Genomic DNA, 14,999 nt, shown 5'->3' with positions numbered 1-14,999 from the left:
AGCAGGTCCATGGTCGAAGGGATCCGTCATGAGTGATTTGCTGATCCGCAATCTGCGCGCCGAGGAGATCTCCCTCGCCATCGACTGGGCCGCGGCCGAGGGCTGGAATCCGGGCCACTGCGATGCCGCCTGCTTCGCTGTACCCGACCCGCAAGGCTTCTTCGTCGGCGAGATCGACGGCGAGCCGGTCGCGACCGTCTCCTGCGTCAATTACGACGACCGCTTTGCTTTCCTCGGCTTCTACATCGTGCGCGAAGACTTTCGCGGCTCCGGCCACGGCCTGCGCATCTGGAACGCGGCGATCGCGCATGCCGGCGCGCGCGTGATCGGGCTCGACGGCGTCGTCGCACAGCAGGACAATTACAGAAAGTCCGGCTTCCAGCTGGCCTATGCCAATATCCGCTATGGCGGCATCGCCGCCGCGCCCGTGAAGCCGCCCGCCGATGTCGTCACGCTCGACACGATCCCCCTTGCGCTCGTGGAGGCCGACGACGCCACCGTCTTCCCGGCCCGGCGCAGCACCTTCCTGCGCGCCTGGATCAACACCTCGGGCCATGTCGGCCGCGCGCTACTGCGTGACGGCAAGCTCAAAGCATGGGGCGTGATCCGGCCCTGCCGGACCGGCTGCAAGATCGGCCCGCTCGTCGCCGACGACGGCGCGGCGGCGGAGGCGATCGTGCAGGCCTTGCTGCCGCGTGCTGGTGGCGGCGAAGTCTTCCTCGATGTCCCCGCCGTCAATCCCGAGGCCATCGCTCTCGCAGCCACGCTCGGGCTTAAGCCCGTGTTCGAGACGGCGCGGATGTACACCGGGCCGATCGCGCCGCTGCGCATCGACCGGGTCTTCGGCGTAACCAGCTTTGAACTTGGCTAGATCTCAGTAGCAGCGCGTGATGTTGACGGTGTGCTCGACCCCGCCGCGGCCGGGAACCGTCACCTGCTCCGTCGGGCAGCTCGGCACATAGGGCCGGTCGGACGGCACGACGTTTGGCGGGAAGCGATGCGACCAGTCCCACGGGACGTCATAGGTGTAGGTATAGCGGACGTCGGTGGAGACCGGCGGCTGCGCATCGACGAACGGCTGGCTGTAGCCGGCGCCGTCGTAGTAGAAGCCGCCGCCGCCAGGCCAGTACACGAAGGGGTTGCGCCGGTGGAACCGGGCACCCGGCGCAATCGGCGGACGCGCGACAGTGCCGGAGGGCACAGCCGCGAGGCCCTGCGGTGCGGCGCCGCCGGGTCTGGCAAAACTGTCAGTGGAACTGAGAAGCAGCGCGGCTGCGCTGAACGAGGCGAGCAAGGCCCCATGCATTCGATAGGTCATGATACGCACCAACTCGTTTGGCTTAAGCGATCGCGGCTCCCCGCAGCTACGCTAGGCCGGGCTGTCACCCACCCGCAAACCTATAATTAATTATTGGTTAAGGCACGGGATTAACGCGGGAACCGGTGCGGCAAGAACGCCCGCGACCGACCGCTGACGTCGCTTCGTTCGGGTGCCCGCGCTTCATAACCAGTTGATCGGAGTTGATCGCGCCCGCCGGCCCGGTTCCGGAACGCCCCCGCAGTGCAACCGTTGGCTCCCGACACAAGCAAGGAGCACCTCGCATGCAGAACAAGTCAAAACTCCTCTGCCTGATCACGGCATCACTCGTCGCCGGCACGGCGGCAGCCTCGGCGCAGGGCTATGATTGGAACGGCTCACGCGCCGGCTGGGACCGCACCGCGCCCGCCTACGAACCGGTTCAGCCGCGCGCATACTATCCTGGCGTCGCGGAGCCCTATGGCGCGCTCAACGGCACCAACCATCCGACCCCGAGCTCGACACAGGGCGATGTCGGCCCTGAGGGCAACAACAACGGCACGCTGACCGGCGGCTATCGCTGGTAAGCACCGCCCGCGATCGGGCCCACCGTTCGTCACGAACGGTGGGCCTTTCGTTTGTGCCGACGGCCGGTTCGACCGGGCCACAATCCCTTGCGTTGCCCGACAGGCAAAACACCCAATTGGTCGGTCAATCCACGCGCCCGAAAATATTCTACTTTACCGAAATTCGGAAAGGGCGTATGCATCGCCGCAACCCGGCCCAACGAAGAGGGGCGTATCGCGATCGTCACGAACGCGGGCTGGGCGGCGGTGGACGCCGATGGCATCGGCGCGAAGGGTTTTGCAGGGCAGGCAACTGTGAGCAAAGCCGTCGCGCACACGACCGGTGCGATCGGCGTACGGCAAAATCGTGTGGTCCTGGCGCCCGGGGGTCTGTGCGCCAAGTCTTGTGGTGATGTGTATTGCTCAACCGGGCAAGCGCGTCAGCCATCCGCAAGGCGACGGGGGCAATAGTGCAACGCTCCCCGGGGAGAGCACGACATAAGCCGTAAAGCCACTGCGCAGGGAAGGCCGGGATGCTCCGGTTGCCCTGTTCTCCGCTATGCACGAAGCGCACGCAGTCTGCCCTTGGCATGGCGGTCCATGGGAGCCAACCGGCTCCCGGTCTTCCCTGCGCCCTCTTTCATGAGAGGGTGAGGCATCGAAGCAAAGCTCGGGCGAAATGCGCCGCGAGGATGCGAAGGCATGTCTGGAAGCCGTAGGATGGGTAGAGCGAAGCGAAACCCATCACCTTTCGTCCGCAGGGAAAGCATGATGGGTTTCGCAAGTGCTCTACCCATCCTACGAACCGTCTGCAGAGTGAGATGCGAGTTGAAGGATCGACGCCATCACCACGTCATTGCGAGGAGCTCTTGCGACGAAGCAATCCAGGGTCTTTCCGCGGAGGGATTCTGGATTGCTTCGCTGCGCTCGCAATGACGATGTTGAGACAGTGCGTCTTCAAACGATGCGCTCGTGCCCCGGACGCAGCGCAGCGCTACTTCAGCGGTGCGCTGCAGAGCCGGGGCCCACGTTGCAGCGAATGCCGTGGCCTGCTGGGTCCCGGCTCTGCGGAGCGTCACTACGTGCCGCACCGCGTCCGGGACACGAGAGCGAGCAGCGACGCCCGCTCAACCCAAGCTTAGAGGTAGCGCGTCAGCTCGGTCTTGAACTGGCCGTACACCGCGTCCTCGATCTGGCTGCGCGTGATCCCGATGTCGCGCAGGGCGCGGTCGTCGAGCTCGTTCAGCGTCTTGACGGCGGTACGGCGCTCCAGGCGATCGAACAGCGCATAGGCGGCGGTGACGAGCGTTGCAAGAAATCCGCTCGAGGAGGATGGGCGTAAGCTCCGCCCGGCAGTTTGCGAGATGGTGGTCATGTTTCTTCTCCGGCCTGTCGGTCCACACGGCGAAGCAATTGCCGTTGGCGCGGACGCTTGTCAGCGTCTGCACCTCATTTGCCGTCGGATTGCTCTCGCTCTCCTCGGCTCAATCATGGACCTTGATGGAACTTAAATGCTCCAGTACACTTCTCGGAGCAAGTAAAACATTGCTCTCGGTGCAATAATGTCCAAGTTCGAGTACGTGAAGCTTGCCGATGCCATTGCCTCGGATATCTCTAACGGCACGTTAAGGCCCGGCGACCGGCTGCCGCCGCAGCGCAATTTTGCCTATGACCGTGGCATCGCGGTCTCGACTGCGAGCCGTGTTTATACGGAATTGCTTCGTCGCGGCCTCGTCGTCGGCGAAGTCGGACGCGGCACCTTCATCTCCGGCGCCATCAGGCGCGAGGTCGAAGCCTTGAGCGAGCCGCGCGATGCGCGGATCGACTTCGAGGTCAATTATCCGTTATTGCCGCAGCAATGGGCGATGATCGCCAAGAGCCTTGCGGGGCTCGAGCGCGTCGACGCACTGGAATCCGCGCTGCGCGTCTCGACCAGCACCGGCACCAAGAGCGCGCGCAATGCCGCCGCCACCTATCTCGCCCGCAAGGACTTCGCGCCGCAAGCCGAGCAGATCGTGTTCACCGCCAACGGCAAGCAATCGCTCGCGGCCGCGCTCGCAGCGCTCGTCCCCACCGGCGGCCGCTGCGGCGTCGAGGCGCTGACCTATCCCTACGTCAAGAGCATCGCCGCGCGGCTCGGCATCACGCTGGTCCCGATCCCGATGGATGAATTCGGCGCGCGGCCCGACGCCATCCAGAAGGCACATCGCGAGGCACATCTGTCGGCGCTGTATCTGCAGCCGATCATCCAGAACCCGCTCGGCGTCACCATGAACGCGACGCGACGCGCCGACATCATGCGCGTTGCCGAGAAGCTCGATCTCACCATCATCGAGGATGCCGTCTATGGCTTCCTCGCCGACGACACGCCGCTGGCAGCCCTCGGGCCGGACCGCTGCATCGTGATCGACAGCCTGTCCAAGAAGGTCGCGCCCGGCCTTGCGCTCGGCATCCTGGTCGCGCCGCCGCATCTGCGCGAAAGCGTGATGAGCGCGGTCCGCACCGGCGGCTGGATCGCCTCCGGCCACGCCCTTGCCTCCGGACAACGGCTGATGGCCGACGGCACCGTCGCCGAGCTGACGCGGCTCAAGCGCATCGACGCCGCGCGCCGCCAGCAGACCGCGGCACGGCTGCTCGCCGGCTACCAGATCACCGCCGACACCCGCGCCTATCATCTGTGGTTGACGCTGCCGCCGCATTGGCGCTCGCAGACCTTCGTCGCCGCGGCGGCCCGGCGCGGCATCGCGCTGACGCCGTCCTCCACCTTCGCGATCGCCCACGGCCATGCCCCGAACGCGGTGCGCCTCGCGATCGCCCCGCCCACCTTCGAGCAACTCGATTCCGGCCTGCGCACGCTCGTGTCGCTGCTCGGCACCAAGGAAGAGGATTTCGACTCGACGGAGTAGCTCGCGAGCGCGCCCTTGTGCCGGTTACGCCGGCCATTCGGCGATGAAGCCTTTCGCCTTGTATGGCTCGATCTTGTCCCATTCGTGCAGCACGCGCCGGCGAAATTCGGCGTCGGTATGCCACAGTGAGCGAGGCGTTGCGAAGCTGTCGACGGTAAGCAGCATCTTCTCGACCTCCGGCCAGTGCCGGTGCAGCGTCATCGGGTAGCGCCGCGCGGTCCAGGTATTGCCGAGGCAGATCACGCTGCGGATGTTTGAAAGCCCTAGCGCCGCATCAAGGATCGGCAGCGAGAAAATCACGTTCTCGCCGGTGTTCATGGCGCGATGCTCTTCGATGACAAGTTCCGCCGGAACTCCCGCCGCAATCATCGCCGCCTTGATGATCGTGCACTCGGATTGCTCCGAGCCAGGCGTCACGCCGCCGCTCACAATCGACCAGCGGAAATAGCCCTCGCGCCACAGCCGAGCGGCGGTGTCGGCGCGCAAACCGACGTCCTCGCGGGTGCCGAACATGAAAAGCAAGTCGGCCGGCCGGAGCGGCGTATCGACCAGATGAGCGCGGTTGATTCCATCGATCTCATCTGCCGTCGGCAGACGTGTACTGCGGTCCATGACTGACATGGCGGCACGATGCGGCATCGGCGCAGTTGCGCGAAGTCACGTTTGATTGCGACCGATTGCACCTAGGGCAGCAGGGCGCGCGGCACCTGATCGAAGCGATAGCTCTGCGGCTGGTTGCGCCGCACGAAGCCGCCGACCTGCCAGGCGAACAGCGCGGCAAAGCCGAGGATGAACAGCGCGCCGGCAAACTCGCCGATCACCAGGGCGCGGATCAACAGGCCCGCCATCGCCACGGTCAGCACCGCGAGGAATGCCAGCACCGCCGCATATGTGCTGCGGCCGAGGCCTGCGGTCAGCACCGCGCGGCTGCCGGCCTTGGCCATCCGCGCATGCAGTTCGACGATGAAGGCGCGAAAGCCATTGTCCTGCGGCGCCATCAGCGCCGCGGTCTGCCAGCTCGTCGACAGGATCGCGATGCGGCGGCCGCTGCTGTGAGTGACATCGGCGCGAAAGCGGTGCTGCTGCATCGAGACCGGGCGGAACGACAGCCGGATCGCGCCGATCTCGTCATAAGGCCACAGGCCAGATCGGCCGCCGATGTGCCAGGACAGCCCCTGCTCGGTCAGCTCGAAGCGATGCGCCGAGCCGATCAGCGACGCCTTGTAGGCGTAGCTCGTGGCCGGATCGGCATCTGAAACCTGCATCGCGACAATCTATCCCGTCCGCGCCATCCCCTCGGCGATCCGCTTGCGCGATCGCCCTCGCCCATCCTACAAGCGAGGCATGGTTGAGACGACCTTTTTTCCGCGCCGCCTGATTCTCGGCGCCGCCATGATCTCCGGCGTGCTGCTGGCACTCGCGGTGCACATGCTGGGCGCGCGCTACGGGCTCGACCTCGGCGGGCTCTGGCGCTCCGACACGCACGAGTTCATCCCCGCCGGCGCTGCGATCGCCTGGTGGCTGATCGCCACGGTCGGATTCTCCGGCGGCTATTTCACCGCGACGTTGATGCAGAGCGCCGCCGACGGCCAGATTCCGCAGCGGATGCGCCAGTTCCTGATCGCGGTCGGCGTGCTGCTGCTCGCAGGCGCAGGTCAGGCGGCCTCCGCGCCGAGCCCGATCCCGACCGTCTCGGGCGTGCTGGCCGGCCTCGCCGCGCTGTGCCTCGGCGCCGTCATGGCTTTCTGCGGCGCCCATTTCGCGCTGCGCCGCGGCTAGAGCATGATCCGGAAAAGCGTGAAGCGGTTTTCCGGACAGATCATGCTCAACAATAGTCGCCTCACGCCGACGCCAGCAGCCGCGGGCGGCCCAGCATGATCGACACGTCGGAGGCCGGACGCGGCTTGCTGAACAGATAGCCCTGGGCCTGGTCACAGCCCTCGCGCCGGAGCAGCTCGAGCTGGGCGTCGTTCTCGACGCCTTCCGCCGTGGTGACGATCCCGAGGCTGCGGCCAAGGCCCGTCACGGCACGGATGATCGCCATGGAATCCTCGCGCGTCGCCAGCTCCGACACGAAGCTGCGGTCGATCTTGATCTTGTCGAACGGGAAGCTGCGCAGATAGCTCAGCGAGGAATAGCCGGTGCCGAAATCATCGAGCGAGATCCGTAGTCCGATGCCGCGCAGCTCGTGCAGGGTTGCCAGCGTCGCCTCGCTGTTCTGCAGCAGTACCGATTCGGTGATCTCGAGCTCGAGGCGCCGCGCATCGAGTCCCGAGGCGGCCAACGCCTCGGTCACCGATGCGATCAGGTTCGGATTCTTGAACTGGACCGGCGACAGGTTGACGGCGAGGTCGACGTCGTCTGGCCAGGTGGCCGCGTCGGTACAGGCGGCGCGCAGCACGAATTCACCGAGCTGGACGATCAGCCCGGTCTCCTCGGCGAGCGGGATGAAATCGATGGGAGAGATCAGGCCGCGCTGCGGATGATTCCAGCGCAGCAGCGCCTCGAAGGCAACGACGCGACCGCTGACGACGTCGCGGATCGGCTGGTAATAGGCCTCGAACTCGCTCCGTTGCAGCGCCGTCCGCAGATCCATTTCCAGGAGGCGCCGCGCCTGCGCGCGGGCATCCATACCGGTTTCGAAGAAGCGATAGGTGCCGCGGCCGTCCGCCTTGGCGCGGTAGAGCGCGAGGTCGGCGTTCTTCAGGAGTTCGTCCGGATTGCTGCCGTCCTGCGGCGACAGCGAGATGCCGATCGAGACGCCGATCAGGATCTGATGACCGTCGATCTCGTAAGGCGCCGAGGTGACCTCGACCAGACGGCCGGCAAGGGATCGCGCAGCGGTCTCCTCGGACCGGCCGATCTGGACCACGGCAAACTCGTCGCCGCCAAGCCGGGCCACGGTGTCGCTGTCGCCGACCGTCTCCATGAGCCTGCGGCCGACCTCCTTCAACAAGGCGTCGCCGATGGGATGGCCGAGCGAGTCGTTGATGTCCTTGAAGTGATCGAGATCGAGACAGAGCACCGCGAGCTGATCGCCCGAGCCGGCCCGTCGCAGCCCCTGCTCGAGCTGCTCGTGGAACAGCACGCGGTTCGGCAGACCGGTCAGCGCGTCATGGCGCGCCATGTGCGAGATCTTGGCCTGCGCCTCCAGCCATTCGGTGATGTCCTCGAAGGTGGCGACCCAGCCGCCGCCCTGCATCGGCTGATTGACCACCCGGATCGAGCGGCCGAACCGGCTGACGACGTCGGTCGTGGTGCGGCCCTCGCGCGCGTCGGCGACGAGGCGGGCGAAGAACTCGTCCGCGTCGCCCTGCCACTCGCCCCTGGCCTGCTCGTCCCTCAGCACGTCGATCAACAGACGGCCGGTCAGCGCGACGTCGGTGCGGCGAAGCATTGCCGCGTAGCGCTCGTTGAACAGGATGACCTTGCCGTCCGCGTCGAACATGCAAAGCCCCTGCGACATGTTCTCGAGCGCCGAGTCCAGCACCATTTGCTGGGCGCCCAACTCGCTCCTGGCGCGGCGGTCGAGCAGCGCGGCCACGAGCGCGATCGCAATGATCGCGACCGCAGCGCTGGCGGTGAGGAAGGACAGCGAGGCCGGCGCGATCGACAGGCCGCTGATCGCACGCGTCGGATCCGGCGTCAGGTGCACCGCGCCCATGGCGGTGAAATGATGCGCGACGATGGCGATCGTCAGCAGGGCCGTCGCCGTCAGGGCATGAGGGAGGTCGTCGCGTCGCGCGGCCACGAACAGTGCGAGCGCAGCGAAGAGAATTCCTGACAGCACCGAGACGGCGACCGTGCTTCCGATCCAGCCCACCCGCGCCGGTATCTCCAGCGCCGCCATGCCGGTGTAATGCATCGCCGCGACACCGCTGCCGACGATGGCACCGCCAACGACGATCCACACCGCGCGCGAAGACGAGACGGCAATGCTCAGCCCCACGAACGTGACGGAGATCGCAAAGATCAGCGACAGGATGGTCACCGGGATGTTGTAGGCGCCCGCGCCTCCCGGTCCGTAGGCGAGCATCGCGATGAAATGCGTCGCCCAGATGCCACATCCGCTGACGGCGGCGTCGAGACCGAGCCAGACCAGACGCCCGAGGCCGCGCGTCGCGCGCGCCCGGTGGAACAGGCTGATCGCCGCCGCGCTGGCGAGCAGACAGACCGCGCCGCCAAGCGCGACGAGCCGTAAATCGTGCTCTTCGGTGAGACAGTAGAGAACTTGATGCATTGCGGGCCTCTGGTGGACCCGCACTTGACCCGATCAATGTGGACAGGTGGTAACCGGCTACGCGACTGTTGCGGCAATGGTGAACGGAAGATGTGTTCAATCACTCGGATTGTTCATCCCTCGCGGGAACACCGAGACCGATTATGATGAACGGACGATCCCCGTGGTAAGGGGCGCGCCGCGCAGATGACGACCGCGCGGCGCTTCCATCACTAGACCTTCATCAACTGGCCGCGCGCAGGTTCACCTTGCTTTCGGCAAGCGTCGTCAGTTTCTTGTCGGTCGCCTTTTCCTCCTCGAGCGTCTTGGCGAGCACGCTGGCGCAGTCGTTGCGGCCGAGCTGCTTGGCCCAGGCGATCAGGCTGCCGTAGCGCACGATCTCGTAATGTTCGGCGGCCTGCGCCGCGTTGATCAGCGCGGCGTCGAGCACCGCCTTGCCGGCGACCTCGCTTGCGGTCTCGACGGCTTCCTCGATGATGCCGTCGATCGCCGGGCAGTCGACCGCCTTCGCAGCGACGCCGTGCATCTTGAAGACTTCCTCGAGCCGCGTGACGTGCTGCTTGGTTTCCTCGAGATGCGTCAAAAAGCCCTGCTTGAGTTGCGGATCGGTGGCCTTGCTGGCCATCTTCGGCAGCGCCTTGGTCAACTGCAGCTCGGCGTAATAGATGTCCTGGAGCTGATGCACGAACAGGTCGTTCATGGTTTTGATGTCTTTTGTAAACAGTCCCATCGTTCCGATCCTCTATGGTTTCGGGAACACGGAGGCGCCGGCGTGCATGAAAAGCCGGTTATTCCTGCCATGTTCGATTGCTGATGGAGGCTAACGAGCGCGCGGGACCGGCGTTCCAAAAATGCCGGTGTCGCTTGCGCTGGAACAATGCCGGCGGCGCCAGAATCTGAGATGGTGCTGGCCGTACGGACACGCGATCCGAGCCCGGTATCTCGACTCATATGCTTAACGCGCCTTCGATGTGAACCGCATATGACAAAAGCGCCGGTCCAGCGCAGAACCTATTGTTGTCAAGGGCTGCACAAGCCGCTGTTTTTGCATTAAATGAGCTGGATCATGCCTAGCGATCGATGCCTGCCTTTGGCCGTGATCGCGCCCGACTGGCCAATGCCTGGCCCGGTCGGTCTTTGCCCCCCGCCGGGAGGATGAATGCACGGATTGCTGCCCGCGCTGCAACGCGGCTTCAAGAGATGGATCGGCTGGCGACGGCTTGGAGTTGCCGCGAGCATCTTCATCATCGCCTTCGCGATCACCTCGCTGGTGCGGACCCTCAAGGGCATCGATACCGGGGTCATCCTGACGGCGTTGACCGAGATTCCCCGCGGCAGCATCGGGCTGGCGGCGGTGTGCGTGTTTTTCGCGTTCTGCACGCTGACCTTTTACGACTTTTTTGCATTGCGAACGATCGGCAAGAAGCACGTGCCTTATCGCATCGCCGCGCTTTCCAGCTTCACGTCCTATTCGATCGGCCACAATATCGGCGCCACCGTCTTCACCGGCGGGGCGATCCGTTTCCGGATCTATTCGGACTACGGGCTGAACGCGATCGACGTCGCCAAGATTTGCTTCCTGTCGGGCCTGACCTTCTGGCTCGGTAACATCTTCGTGCTCTCGATCGGCATGGCGATCCACCCGGATGCGGCATCCTCGATGGATCAGCTGCCGTCGTCGCTCAACCGGCTGATCGCGCTCGGCGGGCTCGCCTCGATCGGAGCCTATCTCGTCTGGCTCGTCATGGGCGAGAAGCGGCGCGAGCTCGGCCAGAAGGGCTGGAAGGTGGTGCTGCCCTCGGCGCCGCTGACGCTGGTCCAGATCCTGATCGGCGTGGTCGATCTCGGCTTCTGCGCCACGGCGATGTACCTCCTGATGCCGGCCAATCCGCCGATCGACTTCCTGTCGCTCGCGGTGGTGTTCATCCTGGCGACGCTGCTCGGCTTCGCCAGCCACGCGCCCGGCTCGATCGGCGTGTTCGATGCCGCCATGCTGCTGGCGCTGCCGGAATTCGGCCGCGAGCAGCTTCTGGCGACGCTGCTGGTGTTCCGCATCCTCTATTTCGTGATCCCGTTCGGCCTCGCCATCTCCATCATGGGCACGCGCGAGCTCTGGATGAACGTGGTCGAACCCTGGCAGGAGCGGCGGCGGCTGGCGGAAGCCTGCGCGCAGGCCAATCTGCCCAAGCAGGTGGCGGCCATGGAGCGCGAGCGGGCGCTGCGGCAGGCCAACAAGCGGTAAGGGCGGGCGCCGAGACGAAGGTTGCGGACGGGCGCGCAATCCTCTCTTATTTCCGCCTCAACTTTGCCGTTGAAGACGCGGGCCATGATCCCTGTATTGCTTCGTAACCTTTCCGCCGGCGCCCTGCTGCTGGCCGGGCTTTTGACCGTCTTGCCGGCCGAGCATGCCGCCGCTCAGGATGCCGGCCCCCTGCAGATCAGTTGGGAGGTGCGTAACCGCTTCCGGCTGTTCCGCGAGGAGCGCGACTTCCTGCTCCATGTCGAGAACGCGCGCAACCGCAGCATCCTCGCCGCCGAACAGTCGCTGGAGCTCCAGAGCGAGGGCCGCGGCTGGGCCCGCAACATGGTCAATCGGCTCTGCATCGACCTTCAGGGCCGCGTCAACCAGCCCTGCACCCGCGACAACACCAAGGAAAACTACCTCACCCCGATCGACCATCCCGTCACCGTGCGCCTCACGGGCGCCGTGCCGGTCGGCGCCACCTGCGCCTGGTCGTTCGACGACGGCGATGGGCCGCAGCAATCGACCTTCGACTGCGCCGAGCCGATCAATCTGCGCGTCCGCTACGGCAAGCAGACGGTCGCGACCGTCGACGTCTCCTCCGGCGCCGATCCCAGCCAGCGCATCCAGACCGAGATCCAGGTCCGCGACATCTTCGTCGCCGGCCTCGGGGACAGCATCGCCTCCGGCGAAGGCAATCCGGACCGGCCGCTCGCCCTGTCCGACGAAGGTTTCTGCTTCCGCTCCTATCTGGGCACTGCGGGCGCGCAGTACTATCGGCCGAGCCGGCACGGCTTCAAGGGCGGCCGCGCCTGCGAGGCACCCGACACGCTCGCCAACTGGCAACGCTACAGCGCGCTCTGGTTCAACTCGCCCTGCCACCGCTCGCTCTACAGCTACCAGACGCGCACCGCGCTCGCACTCGCGGTGCGCTACACCCACATCGCGGTGACCTATCTGCCGCTCGCCTGCACCGGCGCAAGCATCGGCGACGGCCTGCTCGGCTCGCAACGCGCCCGCGAATGCCCGCCCGGCAAGACCGGCGTCTGCAACACCAGCGTGAACGCGCAGGTCGCCGAGCTGCGCGAGGCGCTCACCGCGGCGAAGAAGCGCCAGCCCGACCGCACGCTCGATCTCGTGCTGCTGTCGGTCGGCGCCAACGACGTCTATTTCTCGGGCCTCGTCGCCGACGTCATCGTCGAGACCGCGACCGAACGGGCGCTGTTCCGCCGCTCCGGCGTGATGGCGAGCGTCGACGATTCCCGCGACGCGCTGGCGCGCGAGCTGCCGCAGAATTTTGTCAAGCTGCGCGAGGCGCTGAAGCCTCTGGTCGGCGGCGACCTGTCGCACGTGGTCTATACCTCATACGCCAACCCTGCGCTCGCCGACGGCGGCGTTCCCTGCCGCGGCGGCCGCGCCGGCTTCGACATCCATCCGGCCTTCAACGCCGATCCGCAGCGCCTTGCCCGCGTCTCGACCTTCGTCGACACTGAATTCCTGCCGCAGCTGAAGGGCCTCGCCACCTGCACGCGCGGCGCGCTGTGCCGCGATCCCGAGGCCGACCGCATGACCTTCGTCGATGCGCATCAGGCCGCGTTCGGCGATCACGGCTTCTGCGCGCATTCCGGCAACGACCCCGAATTCGATCGCGCCTGCTTTGCCGAGAACGGCCAGAGCTTCAACCCTGACATCGTCAGCGCGGCGAGCCAGCCGATGCTGTGCGGCCGCGGCGCCTCGGAATACCGCGCCTATTTGCCCCGCGCGCGCTGGATCCGCGACGCCAATGACAGCTATTTCGCCGCGATGACCTATCCGCAAGGGTTGCCGGCGGCGAGCCAGCCGACCGACATCCACGACGCGACCTGGGGCGTGCTCTCCGCCGTCTATGGCGGCGCGGTGCATCCGAGCGCGGAGGGGCATGCGGCGATGGCGGATGCGGCCCTGCCGGCCGCGAGCGCGGTGCTCGGTCTCGATGCCGCGCCGCCGGGCGTGACGCGCGGGTTTTTGCCGCAACTGTTGCCGAGCGCGCAGCAGTAGTTCACGCTGCCTCCACACAATCAGCGTCATCGCCCGACTTGATCGTGCGACCCAGTACGCCGTGACGGTCGTGATGAATCGAGGCGCCGCGGCGTACTGGATTCCCCGCCTTCGCGGGGAATCCAGCGGAGTGTGTGGTGCAGCGCGGCGCGACTATTGGCTGCACTCCCGCATTCGCCATCGCCGCGATCTTCCCCTCCCCTGCCGTTCCATCAATCCAAAAACGGCATTGATCGATACTCCCTTGAACTTGGACACTTCGCCGCGCGCGCCTCTAGGAGTCGCCTTGAGGAAATGTTCGACTTCAAGGAGGCGCCGATGAGCGCAGTGGTGTCCGCAGCGGACGCGAGGAGGTCTCGCGTCAGGCTGTTCATCGTGACCATGTTGTTCCTGGTCACCACAGTGAATTATGCCGACCGCGCCACGCTGTCGATCGCCGGCCCCGCGCTCTCCAAGGAGCTGCATCTCGATCCGGTCGCCATGGGCTGGATATTCTCGGCGTTCGGCTGGTCCTATGTCGCGGCGCAGGTACCCGGCGGCTGGCTGCTCGACCGCTACGGCTCGCGCCTCGTCTATGCCTTCAGCATCATCATCTGGTCGCTGTTCACGCTGATGCAGGGCTGGGTCGGCTTCCTCAGCGCCGGCACGGCCGTCGTCGTGCTGTTCGCACTTCGCCTGCTCGTCGGCGTTGCGGAAGCACCATCCTTCCCAGCGAACGCCCGCATCGTCGCGGCGTGGTTTCCGGGCAACGAGCGCGGCACCGCGTCAGCCTTCTTCAATTCGGGGCAGTATTTCGCCACCGTGATCTTCGCCCCGCTGATGGGCTGGATCGCGCATTCCTACGGCTGGCGCTTCGTGTTCTTCGTGATGGGCGCGCTTGGCATCGTCATGGGCTTCGTCTGGCTCAAGACCATCTACGGCCCGAAGGAGCATCCTTCGATCAACGAGGCCGAGTTCGACTACATCAAGGACGGTGGCGCGCTGGTCGATCTCGACGCGCCCAGGGACGATCTGCCGCGCGTGCGTGCGCCCGAGGCCGGCTCCGGATGGGACCACATCCGCCAGCTGCTCTCCAACCGCATGATGCTCGGCGTCTATCTCGGCCAGTACTGCATCAACACGCTGACCTATTTCTTCCTGACCTGGTTTCCGGTCTACCTCGTCAAGGAGCGCGGCCTGTCGATCCTGCAGGCCGGCTTCGTGGCGACGCTGCCCGCGCTCTGCGGATTCATCGGCGGCGTGCTCGGCGGCGTCATCTCGGATGCGATCCTGCGCCGGACCGGCTCGCTGACCATGGCGCGCAAGATCCCGATCGTCGGCGGCATGCTGCTCTCGATGTCGATCATCGCCTGCAACTATGTCGACGGACAGGCGCTGGTGGTCGGCTTCATGGCCCTCGCCTTCTTCGGCAAGGGCATCGGCGCGCTCGGCTGGGCGGTCGTCTCCGACACCTCGCCGAAGGAGGCCGGCGGCGTCTCCGGCGGCCTGTTCAACACTTTCGGCAACCTCTCCTCGATCACCACCCCGATCGTGATCGGCTACATCCTGGCCGCGACCGGCTCGTTCAACGGCGCGCTGGTGTTCGTCGGCCTCAACGCTCTGGTGGCGGCGTTCGCCTATCTCGTCATCGTCGGCAAGATCGAGCGGGTGACGCTCAAACGTTCCTCCTGAGGGCTCCCATGGGAGCTTGACCAGGCAACTCAACGGCGGC

The 14,999-nt window shown here is 65.9% G+C and carries 13 protein-coding genes; 7 read left to right on the top strand and 6 right to left on the bottom strand.

What is annotated here, in order from left to right; genetic code table 11:
* The first annotated feature begins 28 nt into the window (after positions 1 to 28).
* A complete protein-coding gene (locus TSA1_RS25915) occupies positions 29 to 871 on the top strand; it encodes a GNAT family N-acetyltransferase (protein ID WP_100178799.1) in 843 nt (280 codons plus the stop codon).
* Between the two features lie 3 nt (positions 872 to 874).
* On the opposite strand, the gene TSA1_RS25910 is transcribed toward TSA1_RS25915, so the two are convergent.
* The gene (locus TSA1_RS25910) at positions 875 to 1,318 is read right to left on the bottom strand and encodes a hypothetical protein (RefSeq protein ID WP_174719075.1); all 444 of its coding nucleotides are present in this window, start codon (positions 1,316 to 1,318) and stop codon (positions 875 to 877) included.
* Positions 1,319 to 1,602: 284 nt separating this feature from the next.
* Between TSA1_RS25910 and TSA1_RS25905 the strand changes: the two genes are divergently transcribed.
* Positions 1,603 to 1,884: a hypothetical protein gene (locus tag TSA1_RS25905; RefSeq protein ID WP_100178798.1), complete on the top strand. Its 282-nt coding sequence runs from the start codon at positions 1,603 to 1,605 to the stop codon at positions 1,882 to 1,884.
* Positions 1,885 to 3,001: 1,117 nt separating this feature from the next.
* On the opposite strand, the gene TSA1_RS25885 is transcribed toward TSA1_RS25905, so the two are convergent.
* On the bottom strand, positions 3,002 to 3,238 hold the full coding sequence (locus TSA1_RS25885) for a DUF1127 domain-containing protein (protein WP_100178797.1): 237 nt from the start codon (positions 3,236 to 3,238) through the stop codon (positions 3,002 to 3,004).
* A gap of 187 nt (positions 3,239 to 3,425) precedes the next feature.
* Here TSA1_RS25885 and TSA1_RS25880 point away from each other — a divergent pair, with 187 nt between their 5' ends.
* On the top strand, positions 3,426 to 4,769 hold the full coding sequence (locus TSA1_RS25880) for an aminotransferase-like domain-containing protein (protein ID WP_100178796.1): 1,344 nt from the start codon (positions 3,426 to 3,428) through the stop codon (positions 4,767 to 4,769).
* A gap of 24 nt (positions 4,770 to 4,793) precedes the next feature.
* On the opposite strand, the gene TSA1_RS25875 is transcribed toward TSA1_RS25880, so the two are convergent.
* Both TSA1_RS25875 and TSA1_RS25870 read right to left on the bottom strand, forming a co-directional pair.
* Complete coding sequence (locus TSA1_RS25875) at positions 4,794 to 5,390, bottom strand: YdcF family protein (RefSeq protein WP_174719074.1); 597 nt, start codon at positions 5,388 to 5,390, stop codon at positions 4,794 to 4,796.
* Positions 5,391 to 5,452: 62 nt separating this feature from the next.
* Positions 5,453 to 6,034 (bottom strand): hypothetical protein, encoded by a 582-nt coding sequence (locus TSA1_RS25870; protein ID WP_100178794.1) that lies wholly within the window; start codon positions 6,032 to 6,034, stop codon positions 5,453 to 5,455.
* Between the two features lie 79 nt (positions 6,035 to 6,113).
* Here TSA1_RS25870 and TSA1_RS25865 point away from each other — a divergent pair, with 79 nt between their 5' ends.
* A complete protein-coding gene (locus TSA1_RS25865) occupies positions 6,114 to 6,548 on the top strand; it encodes a hypothetical protein (RefSeq protein ID WP_100178793.1) in 435 nt (144 codons plus the stop codon).
* A 61-nt stretch (positions 6,549 to 6,609) separates the two neighbouring features.
* Here TSA1_RS25865 and TSA1_RS25860 read toward each other — a convergent pair whose 3' ends face one another.
* Both TSA1_RS25860 and TSA1_RS25855 read right to left on the bottom strand, forming a co-directional pair.
* On the bottom strand, positions 6,610 to 9,009 hold the full coding sequence (locus tag TSA1_RS25860; RefSeq protein ID WP_100178792.1) for a bifunctional diguanylate cyclase/phosphodiesterase: 2,400 nt from the start codon (positions 9,007 to 9,009) through the stop codon (positions 6,610 to 6,612).
* A gap of 223 nt (positions 9,010 to 9,232) precedes the next feature.
* Positions 9,233 to 9,739 carry a YciE/YciF ferroxidase family protein gene (locus TSA1_RS25855; RefSeq protein ID WP_100178791.1) on the bottom strand — a complete coding sequence of 169 codons (507 nt, stop codon included), beginning with the start codon at positions 9,737 to 9,739 and terminating at the stop codon, positions 9,233 to 9,235.
* Between the two features lie 429 nt (positions 9,740 to 10,168).
* On the opposite strand from TSA1_RS25855, the gene TSA1_RS25850 reads away from it, so the two are divergent.
* The 3 genes from TSA1_RS25850 (at position 10,169) to TSA1_RS25840 (ending at position 14,959) form a co-directional block, all read left to right on the top strand.
* Positions 10,169 to 11,251, top strand: a complete 1,083-nt coding sequence (locus tag TSA1_RS25850; RefSeq protein WP_100178790.1) for a lysylphosphatidylglycerol synthase transmembrane domain-containing protein — start codon at positions 10,169 to 10,171, stop codon at positions 11,249 to 11,251.
* A gap of 84 nt (positions 11,252 to 11,335) precedes the next feature.
* Positions 11,336 to 13,288 carry an SGNH/GDSL hydrolase family protein gene (locus tag TSA1_RS25845; protein ID WP_100178789.1) on the top strand — a complete coding sequence of 651 codons (1,953 nt, stop codon included), beginning with the start codon at positions 11,336 to 11,338 and terminating at the stop codon, positions 13,286 to 13,288.
* A gap of 318 nt (positions 13,289 to 13,606) precedes the next feature.
* Complete coding sequence (locus TSA1_RS25840) at positions 13,607 to 14,959, top strand: MFS transporter (protein WP_100181346.1); 1,353 nt, start codon at positions 13,607 to 13,609, stop codon at positions 14,957 to 14,959.
* Positions 14,960 to 14,999: the final 40 nt, after the last annotated feature.

It is taken from the genome of Bradyrhizobium nitroreducens (assembly GCF_002776695.1).
Taxonomy (GTDB): domain Bacteria; phylum Pseudomonadota; class Alphaproteobacteria; order Rhizobiales; family Xanthobacteraceae; genus Bradyrhizobium; species Bradyrhizobium nitroreducens.
The sequence above is the reverse complement of the archived record's forward strand: the minus strand, read 5'-3'. Positions and strand labels throughout refer to the sequence as shown.